This window comes from Halomonas llamarensis, assembly GCF_023555005.1.
Classification (GTDB): domain Bacteria; phylum Pseudomonadota; class Gammaproteobacteria; order Pseudomonadales; family Halomonadaceae; genus Vreelandella; species Vreelandella llamarensis.
The window spans coordinates 61,251-75,889 of the sequence record NZ_JAMJPJ010000003.1; the positions used below are offsets into that span (position 1 = coordinate 61,251).

13 protein-coding genes are annotated in these 14,639 nt (G+C 57.1%); 3 read left to right on the forward strand and 10 right to left on the reverse strand.

The features are described 5' to 3' along the window. Window positions 1-13: 13 nt before the first annotated feature. From M8006_RS03360 to M8006_RS03405, 10 genes are all read right to left on the reverse strand, one after another. Window positions 14-715, reverse strand: coding sequence for an electron transport complex subunit E (locus M8006_RS03360; protein WP_250080051.1), 702 nt, complete (start codon window positions 713-715; stop codon window positions 14-16). Further along, window positions 712-1,362 carry an electron transport complex subunit RsxG gene (gene rsxG, locus M8006_RS03365; protein ID WP_250080052.1) on the reverse strand — a complete coding sequence of 217 codons (651 nt, stop codon included), beginning with the start codon at window positions 1,360-1,362 and terminating at the stop codon, window positions 712-714. The genes M8006_RS03360 and rsxG overlap by 4 nt, the downstream gene beginning before the upstream one ends. Then, on the reverse strand, window positions 1,359-2,408 hold the full coding sequence (locus M8006_RS03370; protein ID WP_250080053.1) for an RnfABCDGE type electron transport complex subunit D: 1,050 nt from the start codon (window positions 2,406-2,408) through the stop codon (window positions 1,359-1,361). Before M8006_RS03370 ends, rsxG begins: the two co-directional genes overlap by 4 nt. 16 nt (window positions 2,409-2,424) lie before the next feature. Next, complete coding sequence (gene rsxC, locus M8006_RS03375) at window positions 2,425-4,092, reverse strand: electron transport complex subunit RsxC (RefSeq protein WP_250080054.1); 1,668 nt, start codon at window positions 4,090-4,092, stop codon at window positions 2,425-2,427. Next, a complete protein-coding gene (gene rsxB / locus M8006_RS03380) occupies window positions 4,076-4,684 on the reverse strand; it encodes an electron transport complex subunit RsxB (RefSeq protein WP_250080055.1) in 609 nt (202 codons plus the stop codon). Before rsxB ends, rsxC begins: the two co-directional genes overlap by 17 nt. A 31-nt stretch (window positions 4,685-4,715) precedes the next feature. Further along, window positions 4,716-5,297: an electron transport complex subunit RsxA gene (gene rsxA / locus M8006_RS03385; RefSeq protein WP_250080056.1), complete on the reverse strand. Its 582-nt coding sequence runs from the start codon at window positions 5,295-5,297 to the stop codon at window positions 4,716-4,718. 28 nt (window positions 5,298-5,325) lie between these two features. Further along, window positions 5,326-7,362, reverse strand: a complete 2,037-nt coding sequence (gene metG / locus M8006_RS03390; protein WP_250080057.1) for a methionine--tRNA ligase — start codon at window positions 7,360-7,362, stop codon at window positions 5,326-5,328. A gap of 96 nt (window positions 7,363-7,458) precedes the next feature. Next, on the reverse strand, window positions 7,459-7,740 hold the full coding sequence (locus M8006_RS03395) for a hypothetical protein (RefSeq protein WP_250080058.1): 282 nt from the start codon (window positions 7,738-7,740) through the stop codon (window positions 7,459-7,461). Between the two features lie 125 nt (window positions 7,741-7,865). Next, window positions 7,866-9,068, reverse strand: coding sequence for a 1-acyl-sn-glycerol-3-phosphate acyltransferase (locus M8006_RS03400; RefSeq protein ID WP_250080059.1), 1,203 nt, complete (start codon window positions 9,066-9,068; stop codon window positions 7,866-7,868). A 61-nt stretch (window positions 9,069-9,129) separates the two neighbouring features. After that, window positions 9,130-10,080, reverse strand: a complete 951-nt coding sequence (locus tag M8006_RS03405) for a recombination-associated protein RdgC (protein ID WP_250080060.1) — start codon at window positions 10,078-10,080, stop codon at window positions 9,130-9,132. 170 nt (window positions 10,081-10,250) lie between these two features. On the opposite strand from M8006_RS03405, the gene M8006_RS03410 reads away from it, so the two are divergent. The 3 genes from M8006_RS03410 to serC all read left to right on the forward strand — a co-directional run bounded on the left by M8006_RS03410 (window position 10,251) and on the right by serC (window position 14,635). Then, on the forward strand, window positions 10,251-10,688 hold the full coding sequence (locus M8006_RS03410; RefSeq protein WP_250080061.1) for an acyl-CoA thioesterase: 438 nt from the start codon (window positions 10,251-10,253) through the stop codon (window positions 10,686-10,688). A 163-nt stretch (window positions 10,689-10,851) separates the two neighbouring features. Next, window positions 10,852-13,548: a DNA gyrase subunit A gene (gyrA, locus tag M8006_RS03415; RefSeq protein ID WP_250080062.1), complete on the forward strand. Its 2,697-nt coding sequence runs from the start codon at window positions 10,852-10,854 to the stop codon at window positions 13,546-13,548. After that, window positions 13,532-14,635, forward strand: a complete 1,104-nt coding sequence (gene serC, locus M8006_RS03420) for a 3-phosphoserine/phosphohydroxythreonine transaminase (protein ID WP_250080063.1) — start codon at window positions 13,532-13,534, stop codon at window positions 14,633-14,635. The genes gyrA and serC overlap by 17 nt, the downstream gene beginning before the upstream one ends. Window positions 14,636-14,639 lie beyond the last annotated feature (4 nt).

The following is a 14,639-nucleotide window of genomic DNA, read 5'->3' on the forward strand; positions in this document are numbered from 1 at the left end:
AACGGGCTGTCTGCTATTTAATCATGCCGGTGACGCGTACGCGTCGCTCTGTTGTCGCGGCGGCATCGACGGGGTTGGCGCGTGCGGCATTGGCCTGGTCGATGGCATTTTTCAGCGCGATGAGCAGGCCCGCGACAAAAAATGCCCCCGGCGGCAGCAGGAAAAACAGAAACTGATAATCGGCGATAATCACCATTTCCCAGCTGTTGGCAGCGGCGCCAAATAGTAGCGCCATATCGCTAAACAGCGTGCCTTGGCCCAACAGCTCGCGTAGCGCGCCCAGCAGCACCAGCACGGCGGCAAAACCCAGCCCCATCATCAAGCCATCAAAGGCGGCGATAAGCGGCGGATGGCGTGAAGCGAAGGCATCGGCGCGGCCTAAAATCGCGCAGTTGGTGACAATCAGTGGAATGAAAATGCCCAGCACCTGGTAGAGCGGGTACGCATAGGCGGCCATCAAAAGCTCGGCGCAGGTGACAAAAGCGGCGATGATCATCACAAACGCGGGCAAGCGCACGCTGCCGGGCACTTGGTGGCGTAATAGCGACACCACGCTGCTTGAGCCCACCAGCACTAACAGCGTGGCGATGGCAAGCCCGAGCGCGTTCACCACGCTGTTGCTCACGGCCAATAACGGGCACAAGCCGAGTAGCTGTACCAGCGCGGGGTTTTGATGCCACAGCCCCTCGCGGGCGAGAGCAGAAAACTGGCTCATGGCGTGGGCTCCTTCATGATATTGGGTGTTACTAAGCCGGGCAGCGGCGTGCGCTCGGCATAGAGCAGGGCTTGATACACGGCGTCGACCACGGCGCGGGGCGTAATCGTCGCGCCGGTGAAAGTGTCGAATTCACCGCCGTCTTTGGTTACCGCCCAGGCGCGCTCGGGCAGGCTGTCCAAGCGCAAACCGTTAAATTCGGTGACCCAATCGCTACGGCGCCGCTCGATTTTATCGCCAAGCCCCGGCGTTTCCTGATGCTCGGTGACGCGCACGCCGCTAATGTGCCGCTCGGCACCAATGCCCACCAGTAGATGTATGTCCCCGCTATAACCTTCGTGGGTAACGACTGGGAGAATGATGATGCTTTTGTCTTGTGTTTGTATCGACCAGCCTTGAGCGGGGCCATGGTGACCAAGTGCTTGCGGCTCGGGTAGGGCAAAGGCGCCTTCAAGAATACGCTCGATGCCAACGTTTGCTAGCGCTGGCGGCAACACCTCGCGTAGCTTTTGATGCTGATACACCTCGGCATTGGTGGCAATACGTTCGGCGGTGAGCGCGCGAATCACCCCGACACTGCCAGCCGTGACCAGTGCAAACGCCCCGAGCGCTAACGCTCCCTGCTTGATCGCCGCTTGCACTCTCATGCCTCGCCTCCCGGTGGGCGCTGCCCGCGAGTCGTCTTCGCGTGCCCCATGACGCGCGGGTCGCTGTAAAGATCCAGCAGCGGCACACACAGGTTCATCAACAGCACGGCAAATGCCACCGCGTCAGGGTAGGCACCGAAGGTGCGTATCAACATCACTAATGCGCCAATACCTGCGCCATAGATAAGTTTGCCACGGCGGCTAGTGGCCGCTGAGACGGGGTCGGTGGCGATAAAAAACGCCCCGAAAATCGCTGCCCCGGTAAAAAGATGAAAACTTGGCGAGGCAAAGTGACTGGGGTCGCCGGCATAAAACAGCGCCGCCAGCAGCGTCATGCTACCCAGCATTGCTACGGGAATATGCCAGCTGATGATGCGTTTGTAGAGCAAAAGCCCACCGCCTAAAAGCCATGCCCAACCACTGTGTTGCCAGGCATCAAGCGTGTCCGGCGGTAGCGGATTCGTCGCCCAGAATTCGCTGGCAAGCACCGCTTCGCCTTTGTGTTTGAACGCGTCCAGCGGGGTGGCGCCGCTGGTCGCATCCCACTCGGCTGCGGGTAAAAGGCCCAACATTTGTGCCCACAGTGTCTCGGGTAGAAGCGGCTGCGGCGGCGACCAAAGCGTCATGTAGGTGGGGAAGGAGACTAAAAGTAGCGCATAGCCCACCATCGCCGGGTTGAAGGGGTTTTGCCCCAGCCCGCCGTAAAGCTGTTTAGCCACCACCACGGCAGCCACCATGCCCACGCTAATCAGCCACCACGGGCTTGCAGGGGGCAGCGCGACGCCCAGCAGCACGGCGGTGACCAGCGTGCTGGAGTCATTAAGCGCCGGGCGAATGGGGCGTTTACGCAGCGTCAGCACCGCCGCTTCCAGTGCCAAGCCAATGACCGTGGCGATCACGATATTGGCCAGCACGCCAGCACCGAAGTAATACGTCATCACGGCGATACCGGGCAGCGTAGCGATCAGTACCCAGCGCATCAGCACCGGCGTGCTGTTGGGTCGCTGGGCATTGACGGGCGTCGCCGTGTGATGCAAAAAGCTCATCGTGGCGTTTGGCTCCTTAAGAGGTTGATGGCTTGCGGGCGGCAGATAGCTTGGCGTCAGCGGCTTTTAAGTTCTCCTGCGCCGTCGCGAGCTGGGTTTCCAGGTCTGAGAGGTCTTGCTGCGGGTCCTGTTGTGCTGCTCGGGCGAGCGTTTTTTCCGCTTTGCGCACGGCCGCTTTCGCCGCGGTTTGGGCGATACGTAGACTGCGTATATCGGCTTGATTGCTGGCGCCGTCGTTTTCCTCCGCTTGCGATGGACGTTTAGCTTGCGCGAGACGCGCCTCGCGCCGGGCCTGTTTCTCGGCTTCCTCGCGAGCTAAGCGCGCTTGGCGGAACTCGAAGCGGTGTTTGGCGTGCTCGGCTTTTGTCGCTTCGATGCGTTTAAGGCGCAGGCGTGCTTTGGCCTCGCGGTAATCATCCACTAGCGGGATATGGCTCGGGCAGACGTAACTGCAGGCACCGCACTCGATGCAGTCGAAAAGGTGGTAGCGTTCCAAGCGGGCGTCATCCCCTGCACGGGCATACCAATGCAGCTGCTGCGGCAGTAATGACGCCGGGCAAACGTCTTCACAGGCGCCGCAGCGGATACAGGGCGACTCCGTTGGCGCGGCTGGCAGCTCATCAGCCGTGGCGGCAATCAAGCAGTTGGTGGTCTTTCCCACCGGGGTGTCAAGGTCGGTTAACGCGACACCCATCATCGGCCCGCCATGAATCAGCGTCGTTAACTTGGCAGCGTTCAGGCCCGCGTGTTGCAACAATTCACGCATGGGCGTGCCAAGGCGTACGCGGTAATTGCCGGGGCGTGCGAGGGCATTGCCGGTCAGGGTGACGATTCGTGAGGTTAGCGGAGCGCCGTCGCGCACGGCGTGCAGCACTGCCGAGAGCGTGCCGGGGTTGTGGCACAGCACGCCGACATCGGCAGGCAAGCCGCCGCTGGGCACTTCGCGGTCGAGCAGCTTTTTAATCAGTTGGCGCTCACCGCCGCTGGGGTAGCGGGTCTCGATGACGTTGATCACCACCGGCAGCGGCAGGCTTTTAGGCACCGCCGCTTCTAATGCGGCAATGGCCTCGGGCTTATTGTCCTCAATGCCGACGAGTATTTGTTCGGCGCCAGCAAGCTTGGCCATTAACTGCGCGCCTTCGAGCACGTCAGCCGCAAAGTGCCGTAGCGTCACGTCATCGGCGGTGATATAAGGCTCACACTCGGCGGCGTTGACCACCAGCGTATCGAGCGAATGGCGCTCACGCACGCGGGCTTTTACCTGCGTTGGGAAGCCCGCCCCACCAAGCCCGACAACACCACTGGTATCAAGCCGTTCAAGCAGAGTTTCAGGCTCTGCGGCGCGCCAATCCAGCGGTTTAAGGCGTGTCTCGGTATCTTTTTTATCACCTGCGTTACCCGTGTCTTTTTCAATGATGATGTGCGCCGTGTTTATTTCCACCACCTTACCGCTAATGCTTGCGTGCAGGGCGCTTGAGATCATGTTGTCGGGCTGGGCGATCAACGTGCCAGTGTGCACCTGCTCGCCTACAGCTACGCAGGGCACAGCGGGGCGCCCGCTGTGTTGACTGAGTGGTAGAACGACCCGATCAGGAAGTGGCGTATCGCTTAAAGGGCGCTCGGTTGAACGGGTCTTGCGCTCGGGAGGGTAAACGCCGCCAGGAAAGTCAAACGCGCGCGACATGGGGTGGCTCCTCGGCGCGGTCGCTGGCGATGAGGTCGGCGGTGGACGCGTTAACGACCGGCTGCCACTGGGTGAGCGGTGTGCTTCGGGGCAGCATATCAATACAGTCGACCGGGCAGGGGGCAATGCACAGATCGCAGCCGGTGCATTCATCCTCGATGACCGTGTGCATCTGTTTGGCGGCGCCGATAATGGCGTCGACCGGGCAGGCTTGAATGCACTTGGTGCAGCCGATGCACTCGTCCTCGCGGATGACGGCCACGCGCTCTTCGGCTTGGGACTCGCCGTCTAACGGTTCGGGCTCGCGCCCTAGCAAATCCGCTAAGGCGGCAATGGTACTTTCGCCTCCCGGCGGGCATTTGTTGATGGCATCCCCTTCGTTGATCGCTTCAGCGTAGGGGCGGCACCCCGGATAGCCACACTGGCCGCACTGCGTTTGCGGCAGTAAGGCATCGATTTTCTCCACCAGCGGGTTACCTTTGACTTTAAACCGCTCACTCACAAAGCCTAATAGTGCGCCAAAGCCCACGCCGAGACCGGCCAGCACGGCAATGGCGCTCAATAACGAAATCAGCGTATTGGATGCCTGCATGGCGGGATCCTCGCAGAGGGAGTCAACAACGTTAGAGCTGAACGAGACCAGAAAAGCCTAAAAAGGCCAACGACATTAAGCTTGCCGTAATCATCGCAATCGCCGCGCCTTGAAAGGGTTTGGGGATATCGGCTGTGCCCAAGCGCTCGCGCAGAGCCGCAAACAGCACCAGAATCAGCGAAAACCCGAGCGCGGCACCAAAGCCGTAAAGCGTGGTATGGAAAAAACTCAGCTCGCGGTTGAGCGACAAAAGCGCCACCCCCAGCACTGCGCAGTTGGTGGTAATCAGCGGCAGAAAGATGCCCAGCACTTGGTGCAAAAGCGGGCTCATGTAGCGCACCATCACCTCGGTAAACTGTACCACCGCCGCGATCACCACAATAAAGCTAATGGTGCGTAAGTAGGTCACCTCCAGCGGTACCAGCAAGCCGTGATACACCACGTAGCTCGCCGCCGAGGCGAGCGTGAGTACAAAGGTCGTGGCCGCCGACATACCCACGGCGGATTCCAGCTTATTTGAGACCCCCATAAAGGGGCAGAGCCCCAAAAACTGGACCAGGACAAAATTGTTGACCAGCGCGGTGCCGATCAGGATGACGAACAGTTCGCTCATCGGTGACTCAGGTTATTAGTTGATCTGGTTAGGTAACACGCTGCCCCGGTTCGGCACCCGCATCCGGTGAGAGCAGGTAAATACCGTCGTCGTTAGCAGAGGCAAGTACCATGCCTTCGGAAACGCCAAAGCGCATCTTGCGAGGCGCAAGGTTGGCGACCATGACCGTTAGGCGACCTTCCAGCGCTTCCGGCGCGTAGGAGGCACGAATACCGGAGAAAACGTTACGCGTTTCGCCGCCAAGATCCAGTGTCAACTGCAGCAGCTTGTCAGCGCCTTCAACGTACTGCGCCTTGGCGATACGGGCAATGCGCAGGTCAACTTTCATGAAGTCATCGAAGCTGACCTCATCGGCAACAGGATCATCCGTAAGCGGCCCTTTGGGGGCGTCTTTGAGTTTTTGTTCTTCCACGAGATCTTCCTTGGATGCCTCAATCATAGCATCGATTTTGTCGCGCTCTACGCGAGTCATCAGCGGCTTGAACTTATTGATGGCATGGTTTGACAGCACCTCGTGGCGACTATGCCAGTCAAGCGTTGCCAGGTTTAAGAACGCTTGCGCCTCTTTAGCCATGGCTGGCACAACCGGCGCGAGATAAACCATCAGCTGACGGAATAGATTAATGCCCATCGAGCAAATATCGAGTACTTCTTGCTCGCGGCCATCTTGCTTGGCGAGCACCCATGGCTCGGCATCGGCGATGTAGGTGTTGGCTTCGTCGGCCAGCTCCATGATGTGGCGCATTGCACGACTGAATTCGCGGGCTTCATAGTCAGCGGCGATATCATCGCCGGCGGCGATAAAGCTTGCCAGCATCTGCGGATCGGCGCAGCTTGACGATAGCGTGCCGCCGCCAATTTTTTTCACAAAACCCGCGCAACGGCTGGCGATGTTGATAACTTTGCCGACCAAATCGCTATTTACTCGCGCGGTAAAATCGTCAAGATTCAGGTCGAGATCGTCCACCTTGGAAGTGAGCTTAGCAGCGAAGTAGTAGCGCAGGTACTCGGGGTTGAGGTAATCGGCATAGGTGGCGGCCTTAATAAAGGTGCCGCGGGATTTTGACATCTTGGCGCCATCGACGGTGACAAAGCCGTGGCAGTTGACCGCCGTGGGCGTGCGAAAGTCAGCGCCGTGGAGCATGGCGGGCCAGAACAGCGCGTGGAAGTAGACGATATCTTTGCCGATAAAGTGGTACACCTCAGCATCGGAGCCTGGTTGCCAGAAACTATCGAAATCGATGCCTTCGCGCTCGCACAGGTTCTTAAAACTGGCGAGATAGCCAATCGGCGCGTCGAGCCAAACATAAAAATATTTACCCGGCGCATCGGGGATTTCAAAGCCGAAGTAAGGCGCATCGCGGGAGATATCCCACTCGTTGAAGCCCGACTCAAACCACTCCATCAGTTTGTTGCGAATTTGCGGCTGCACGTGACCGTCATTAATCCACTTCTGCATAAAGTCGGCAAAATCCGGCAGCTTAAAGAAGTAGTGGGTGGAGCTGCGTACTTCCGGTGTTGCTCCGGAAATCGCGGAGACCGGGTCGATTAGCTCCGCCGGGGTGTACGTCGCACCGCATTTTTCGCAGTTATCGCCGTATTGGTCCTCGGCGTGGCACTTCGGGCAGGTGCCCTTGATAAAACGGTCGGCGAGAAAGAGGCCTTTTTGCGGGTCGAACATTTGCTCGATATCTCGCGTGGCGATGTGGCCTTTATCGCGCAGGCGCGTGTAAATCAGCTCACTGAAATAACGGTTTTCTGTCGAATGGGTGGAATGGTAGTTATCAAAGTTGACGCCAAAGCGAGCAAAGTCGGCTTGGTGAGCGTGGGAGACACGCTCGATCAACGCTTCAGATGTAATGCCCTCTTGTTCGGCGCGCAGCATGATCGCGGTACCGTGCGCATCATCGGCGCAGACATAGTAGCACTGCTGACCACGGCTTTTCTGGAAGCGCACCCAGATATCGGTCTGAATGTATTCCAGCAGGTGACCGAGGTGAATGTCGCCGTTGGCGTAGGGGAGCGCGCTGGTAACCAGGATTTTGCGCGTGGCGGTATGGGACATAGGTAATGACATTTCCATTGACGTCAGCAGACTGTAAGCAAAGACGGCAAAGCAGCCGATGCTTCGCCGGTGACAAGGTAGTAGGGCGTGGGCTTGTTAGTAGAGCGCTTGCTCTTCTAGCACCACTTCGCGCAAAAGGGCTAAAAAGAGTTTATCGGCTTCAGAGTGCTCGGCCGAGTCTTCAGGAATATGCACGCTGGTGGTGTCGGAGATTTCATTGGCCACCCGGGCCATCACTTCAGGCGTGCTTCCATTGGCAAACTCTTTGCGTGCGACTTCAAGCGACTGCTCTAAAATTTTTGGGTCTTGCAAAAGCTTACGAATAAAGCCCTGCAGCTCATTAATAATACGTGTTTTTTGAATTTCTGAAGCGGACATAAAGGTTCTCCTTAACGACCCGGCTTGGTCTCGCCAATAACTGCATGGACCATAGCATTTTTTGCCTTTCAGGGCATGATGCGACGTGCATCGTGTTCGGTGTGCATTGTATAAAAATAGCATGCTTACATCGTCAGGCGTCCCGCTTTGTGTTTTACCGGGTTGGCGTATTGCGCCAGCCAGTAAGGCCGTAAATGCTCGGGCACGGTGGCCAGGCGCGCTTGGAATCGCTCGCGATCCTGGCGGGTGATGGCCTTGCAGGCGACAAGTTCGGGGGCATCGCCAAGCGCTTCCAACGCAAGATAATGGCTTGGGTACAGCCGGTAGCCGCCAATCACTTGGCGATCAATTTCCGCGGCGACTTCATCCGGGGTTGCCATGTCGGTGCCAATCGGAGTGCCGAAGCGCAGTTGAACCCGCCCCTTGCCCCCGGTAATGCCGGCCACAATAGACTTAATATCTTCAAACTCGCTTTTGGCATAACTGCCTTGAGTGTCGATATCGTGCAGCTCTTGGGCTTTTTGTGTATCGCAAGGGTCAAATTCGTAACTGATCGAGACAGGCACTAGCTTGAGCTCGGCGATGGCGTCGCCAAAATTGGCTTGGCGATCAGCACCACGGCGCGCAATGGTTAGCATCTTAATAATAGCGGGGTCAGTGTGGTCGATGCCGTTTTTTGCCCGCCCTTCGCGTTGCGCCATCCAAATGGAGTGTTCATCCACGGTGATGGAGTGGCGAATATAGGCCGACAACTGCTGGTAAGCGGCGAGCATGGCACGCTTACCACGCGCACTACGCGGGACAATAAAGCTTTTATTAAGCCGCATCAGGTCGGTGACGTAGGGCTTTTTCAACAGGTTATCGCCAATAGCAATACGCACGGTATCGCGGTTTGCCTGATACAGGGCGTAGTTCACAAATGCCGGATCAAGTGAAATATCACGGTGATTGCCGATAAAAAGGTAGGCGCTATTCTCATCCAGCTTATCCAGTCCCGCGACCTCAAACGCGTCGGTTGAGGTGCGGATCATGCGCTCCATGTAACTTGCGATACGCATTTGAAAATCGTACACGGTTTTGACGCCTTTCACCTCGCGGCGCACGGCGTGGCTTGCCAGCGCGCGGGCAAGCGGGGGTGCCCAGCGGGCAAGCCGGGGCAGGCGGAAACGCGTTAGGGCATTGAGTAGTTCACTATCGCGTGAAAGGCGAGCAAGCACGTCGGCCACTTCATGATCCAGGTACGGGCGAACCTCGGCCCAAGGGTCGTCAGTGTTTGCTGTGTGTGTATTGGCGCGCGTGGTGGCGCCGGTAGCGTTGGTCTCAGTCATGCGATCCGTCAAAATAGATAGCGATGCGAAAAGGTGTCATCCAAGCGTTATACGCAAATATCTAGGATGGCGATTGGGATTGTGTTTCACCACCTAGCCAGCCGATTAAGCGCTCGATGTCTTCAGTCAATGCTTGCGCCATCAAGATAAAATCGGTTTCTAACCGGAGGAGGGCATCGTCACCGTCGTCGGCGTGGTCAGCTTCCTCGATCAGTGCGTCGCCAAAGCGAAGTGATTTCAGCGCCAGGTCATCGTGTAAGACAAAGCTTAGCCGTCCTTCGATCCCTAGCGCCAGCTTGCTCGCCTGGCGGCCGGTGTCTAAAAGCTGCTGAATATCGTCACCGTCAAGATCCACTTGGCGCGCCCGCAGTACGCCGTCGTCGCCTTTGGCTTTGAGCTCGACCTGATCGCTAAGCTGCATATCCGTTGGGCGCGTTGTCGGGTCGTTAAGCCAGGTCGTCATCGCGCGAATGGGCAGCGTTTGCGTGGCCAGTGGCGTAACTTTTAAGCTACCGAGCGTTTCTCGCAGCAAGTCTAAAACTTCTTCTGCCCGGGTGCGGGAGCTTGCGTTAATGCCGATGAGCCCACGGCGTGTATCCCACCAAAGGTCTGTTTTTTGGCTGCGGACGAAAGCACGTGGCAACAGCGCTTCGGTGATTTGCTCTTTGAGCGCGGTTTTTTCTTTGCGGGTGACCTTGCGGCTCTCGCTTGCCTCAATGTTAGCCACCTGATCTTCCAGCTCTTCTTTGACCACGGAAGCCGGCAGTAGGCGTTCTTGGCGCAGGGCGGAGAGCAGCCGGTGCCCTTGAATTTCGTGCACGTATTGCCCGCTACCCAAGCGGCCACCAGGCGCTGTCCAGCCCAGTCGACGCGCATCGGCACTGCCGAGCGGTCGGGCCGCGTGCGCTTCTAGGGCATCACCTAACGCGTCGAGGGGGGGAGTTTGCGCACTTTCTTGAGCGTCTCCCAATGCGCCGTGAAGGCGGTATAACAGCAGGTTTTTAAACCACATATCGCCTGTCCTAAAGAAAAGGGCGATCATTATGGCGAAAGCGGCGCCTGCCTGCCAGCACGATTACTGAATCCAAGTGCCAAGGTATGCGACTGTTGTATGTGTTTCAAACTTGTGTTTGATTTAGTCTTTCGCACATTGCACATATATAAAAGATAGGAGGCTTGATAATGAGCGATTTATTCTCACGCACGGCACTGCGGGTTCGCGGCTATCATTTGGATGGCTACGGTCATGTCAATAACGCGCGCTATTTAGAGTTTATGGAAGAAGGGCGCTGGGCGTTCTTTGATGAGCATCCCGTGTTAATAAAAGAGCTGCATCAAGCGGGTAAGGCTTTTGTGGTGGTGAACTTAAACATCGATTATCGCGCCGCCGCGGTGGCCGGTGATGATCTGGTGGTGTTAACCGGTATGGTGGAGGTTGGTGATCGCAGTGCTGTTTGCCACCATCAGATTGTTCGCCGCCAGGATAGTGCTTTGGTCGCAAAAGCGGACCTGACCTTTGTGCTGCTAGATGTGAAAGCCAATAAAGCCTCACCGATTGAGGGCGATGTGCGTGAAGCGCTGAATACGCTCATCCTGAGTAAAGAGGCGTTTAGCGTTTAGGCCAAAGGCAGAGGGAATCCTGCTTACCCTGACTGCCCTTGCCGCGTCTGTAATGGTATGATGTTGCGGTATTTGCGCGCCGCCGTGTTGTATGACCCAAGGCGGTATTTTTAAGCGCTTTCAACTCTCGCAGTGCCAAAGCAGTGCAAAGGATCTGACTTTCATGGGTGACATCGCCAGAGAAATTCTGCCCGTCAATATTGAAGACGAGCTCAAACAGTCGTACCTCGACTATGCGATGAGCGTTATCATCGGCCGCGCGCTTCCAGACGTGCGCGATGGCTTAAAGCCCGTGCATCGGCGCGTTTTATTCGCTATGCACGAGTTGGGTAATGACTGGAATAAACCGTATAAGAAATCGGCGCGCGTAGTCGGCGATGTCATCGGTAAATACCATCCTCACGGGGATAGCGCGGTTTACGACACCATCGTGCGGATGGCGCAGCATTTCTCCATGCGCCACGTACTGGTAGACGGCCAAGGTAACTTTGGTTCGATCGACGGTGATAGCGCCGCCGCCATGCGTTATACCGAAGTGCGCATGTCGCGCTTGGCCCACGAGTTACTGGCCGATCTCGAAAAAGAGACCGTCGACTGGGTCGATAACTACGATGGCACCGAACGCATCCCCGATGTCCTGCCCACCAAAGTCCCAAACCTGTTAATTAATGGTTCCTCGGGCATCGCCGTGGGTATGGCGACCAATATTCCGCCGCACAACATGCGTGAAGTGATCGACGCCTGCTTGGCACTGATCGACGACTACACGCTCTCGGTGGATGACCTGATGGATTATGTCCCGGGCCCGGATTTCCCCACCGGCGGTATCATTAATGGCCGGGCCGGTATCCTCGAAGCCTATCGCACCGGCCGTGGGCGTGTTTACGTGCGCGCCTGCCACACCATCGAGCACGACGATAAAACCGGTCGCGACCACATCATTATCACCGAGCTGCCGTATCAGGTGAATAAAGCGCGGCTGATCGAAAAAATCGCCGAGCTGGTCAAAGAAAAGCGCATCGAAGGCATTGCCGAACTGCGCGATGAGTCGGATAAAGACGGCTTGCGCGTGGTGATTGAAATTAAGCGCGGCGAGTCCGGCGAGGTGGTGGTTAACAACCTCTTTGCCCAAACTCAACTGCAAAACGTGTTCGGCATTAACATCGTCGCGCTGGAAAACGGCCAGCCGCGCACGCTCAACCTTAAAGAGCTGTTAGAAGCCTTTATACGCCACCGCCGTGAAGTGGTGACGCGTCGTACGCTATATGAGCTGAAAAAAGCCCGTGAACGTGGCCACATTTTGGAAGGCTTGACCGTCGCGATCTCCAATATCGATCAAGTGATTGAGCTGATCAAAGCCTCTCCTAACGCCGCGGAAGCCAAACAGAAGCTGCTTGACCGCGATTGGCAGCCGGGGCAGGTGACCGGCATGCTGGAGCGCGCTGGCGCGACCTCTTGCAAACCGGAAGGGTTAGAAGAAGGCTTCGGCCTTAATCCCTCAGCGACAAAATACCGCCTATCGCCTGCCCAGGCACAAGCGATTCTTGAGCTGCGTTTGCACCGTTTAACCGGACTTGAAACCGAGAAGCTGCTCAATGAGTACCTCTCGATCCTGGAGAAAATTGCGGAACTTACCGAAATTCTCGCCTCCGCGGATCGCCTGATGGAGGTGATCCGTGAGGAACTGCACGCCGTTCGCGATCAGTTTGGCGATGAGCGACGCACAGTTATCCAGGCCAGCCATCTTGATCTTTCCATGGAGGATCTGATCGCTGAAGAGGATATGGTGGTCACGGTGTCGCGTTCGGGGTACGCCAAAACGCAGCCGCTTTCGGATTATCAAGCGCAGCATCGTGGCGGGCGCGGTAAGTCAGCCACGGCGATGAAGGACGAGGACGTCATCGAGCACCTGCTGGTCGCCTCGACCCACGATACCGTGCTGCTGTTCTCAAATCGGGGCAAGGTCTACTGGCTGAAAGTCTACGAGATGCCAGCTGCAAGCCGTGGATCAAGAGGTAAGCCACTGGTGAACTTGCTGCCGCTAGAGGACGGGGAGGCGATTAACGCAATCCTTCCGGTGCGCGACTACGAGCCTAGCCACTACATCTTCTTCGCCACCGCCAAAGGGACGGTCAAGCGTGTCAGCCTTGAGCAGTTCTCGCGCCCGCGTAGCGTGGGTTTGATCGCCATTGATCTCGATGACAGCGACCGTTTGGTCGGCGCGGCAATTACTACCGGCGATGACCACGCCATGCTGCTCTCGTCCAACGGCAAGGCGATCCGCTTCGAAGAGGGCGACGTCCGCGCGATGGGCCGCACTGCACGCGGTGTGCGCGGCATGCGCTTGGCAGGCGACGCGGAAGTCATTAGCTTGATTATTCCCAAGCATCAGCAAATTGATGCCGAAATAGACGCAGAAGGCAACGACACCTTACCTGTCGCTGAAGCCGGGGCGGAAGAAGCGCCGATTTATATCCTTACCGCGAGCGAAAACGGTTATGGCAAACGTACGCGCCTGGGTGAGTTCCCGTTGCGTGGTCGTGGCGGCCAGGGTGTGATTGCGATGCAAACGAGCGAACGTAACGGCGCGCTTGTCGCCAGTATGCAGGTTTATGACAGCGATGAAATGATGCTGATTACCGATCGCGGCACGCTGGTTCGTACTCGGGTTGAGGAAGTCTCAACGACCTCGCGAAACACCCAAGGCGTGATGTTGATTCGCTTGGGTAAAGACGAAAAGCTCGTGAAAACAGTGCGTGTCGATGAGCCGGAAGATACCGAACTCGAAGTGCTAGATGAAAACGACGTGGTAGATGAAAATAAAGAGGAGGCCACGGGAGCTGATGACGCGTCACTATAATTTCTGCGCGGGGCCGGCGGCTCTGCCTGCGGCAGTGCTCGAACGTGCGCAGGCGGAAATGCTTGATTACCGAGGGCATGGCCTCTCGGTAATGGAAATGAGCCACCGCAGCGATGATTTTATCGCCATCGCCGAGCAGTCAGAAGCCGATTTTCGTTCGCTGCTTGGCGTGCCGGACAACTATAAAGTGTTGTTTTTGCAAGGCGGCGCTAGCCTGCAATTTTCAATGTTGCCGATGAATCTGTTGGGTCGCGGTGGCAGTGCTAATTTTATCCATACCGGTATTTGGGGCAAAAAGGCACTGGCGGAAATTAACCAACTTGGGTTGCCGCACCATTTGGCGGCCAGCAGCGAGTCAAACGGACACACGGCGGTACCGCGTCAGGGTGCGATTCAGGTAAGCGACGATGCCGCTTACTTGCACTTTACCTCCAACGAGACCATTGGCGGTCTGGCGTTTGATTACACGCCCAATGCACAGCGCATCGATGGCACAAAAGTGCCGCTGGTGTGCGATATGTCATCGAATATTCTCGCTGCGCCGCTTGATGTGTCGCAATACGGCATTATTTACGCTGGCGCGCAGAAGAATATTGGCCCGGCAGGCTTGACGCTGGTGATCGTGCGCGATGATTTACTTGACCAAGCACAGAGCCCAATACCGTCGCTATTTAACTATCGTGCCATTGCGGATGCGAACTCAATGGTCAACACGCCGCCGACTTACGCGTGGTACTTAGCGGGGCTGGTGTTCCAATGGCTGAAGGATGATATTGGCGGGCTTGCGCAGATGGAGGCGATCAATCAACGTAAGGCAGATAAGTTATACGGTGCGATTGATGCCAGCGATTTCTACGCCAACCCGATAGCAAAGCCTGACCGGTCGCGCATGAACGTACCGTTTGTGCTGGCGGATTCGGCGTTGGACGGTGCTTTTTTAGCCGAGGCCGATAACGCCGGGCTGTTAAATCTCAAGGGGCATCGCAGCGTCGGGGGCATACGCGCCAGTCTCTACAATGCGGTATCGGAAGACGCCGTGGATGCGCTGATTGCCTTCATGGCAGATTTTGAACAGAGAAGGGGTTAAAGCC

Coding starts and splice junctions, on each gene's coding strand:
- M8006_RS03360 (WP_250080051.1), bottom strand. CDS start 715: ATGAGCCAGTTTTCTGCTCTCGCCCGCGAGGGGCTGTGGCATCAAAAC.
- rsxG (WP_250080052.1), bottom strand. CDS start 1,362: ATGAGAGTGCAAGCGGCGATCAAGCAGGGAGCGTTAGCGCTCGGGGCG.
- M8006_RS03370 (WP_250080053.1), bottom strand. CDS start 2,408: ATGAGCTTTTTGCATCACACGGCGACGCCCGTCAATGCCCAGCGACCC.
- rsxC (WP_250080054.1), bottom strand. CDS start 4,092: ATGTCGCGCGCGTTTGACTTTCCTGGCGGCGTTTACCCTCCCGAGCGC.
- rsxB (WP_250080055.1), bottom strand. CDS start 4,684: ATGCAGGCATCCAATACGCTGATTTCGTTATTGAGCGCCATTGCCGTG.
- rsxA (WP_250080056.1), bottom strand. CDS start 5,297: ATGAGCGAACTGTTCGTCATCCTGATCGGCACCGCGCTGGTCAACAAT.
- metG (WP_250080057.1), bottom strand. CDS start 7,362: ATGTCCCATACCGCCACGCGCAAAATCCTGGTTACCAGCGCGCTCCCC.
- M8006_RS03395 (WP_250080058.1), bottom strand. CDS start 7,740: ATGTCCGCTTCAGAAATTCAAAAAACACGTATTATTAATGAGCTGCAG.
- M8006_RS03400 (WP_250080059.1), bottom strand. CDS start 9,068: ATGACTGAGACCAACGCTACCGGCGCCACCACGCGCGCCAATACACAC.
- M8006_RS03405 (WP_250080060.1), bottom strand. CDS start 10,080: ATGTGGTTTAAAAACCTGCTGTTATACCGCCTTCACGGCGCATTGGGA.
- M8006_RS03410 (WP_250080061.1), top strand. CDS start 10,251: ATGAGCGATTTATTCTCACGCACGGCACTGCGGGTTCGCGGCTATCAT.
- gyrA (WP_250080062.1), top strand. CDS start 10,852: ATGGGTGACATCGCCAGAGAAATTCTGCCCGTCAATATTGAAGACGAG.
- serC (WP_250080063.1), top strand. CDS start 13,532: ATGACGCGTCACTATAATTTCTGCGCGGGGCCGGCGGCTCTGCCTGCG.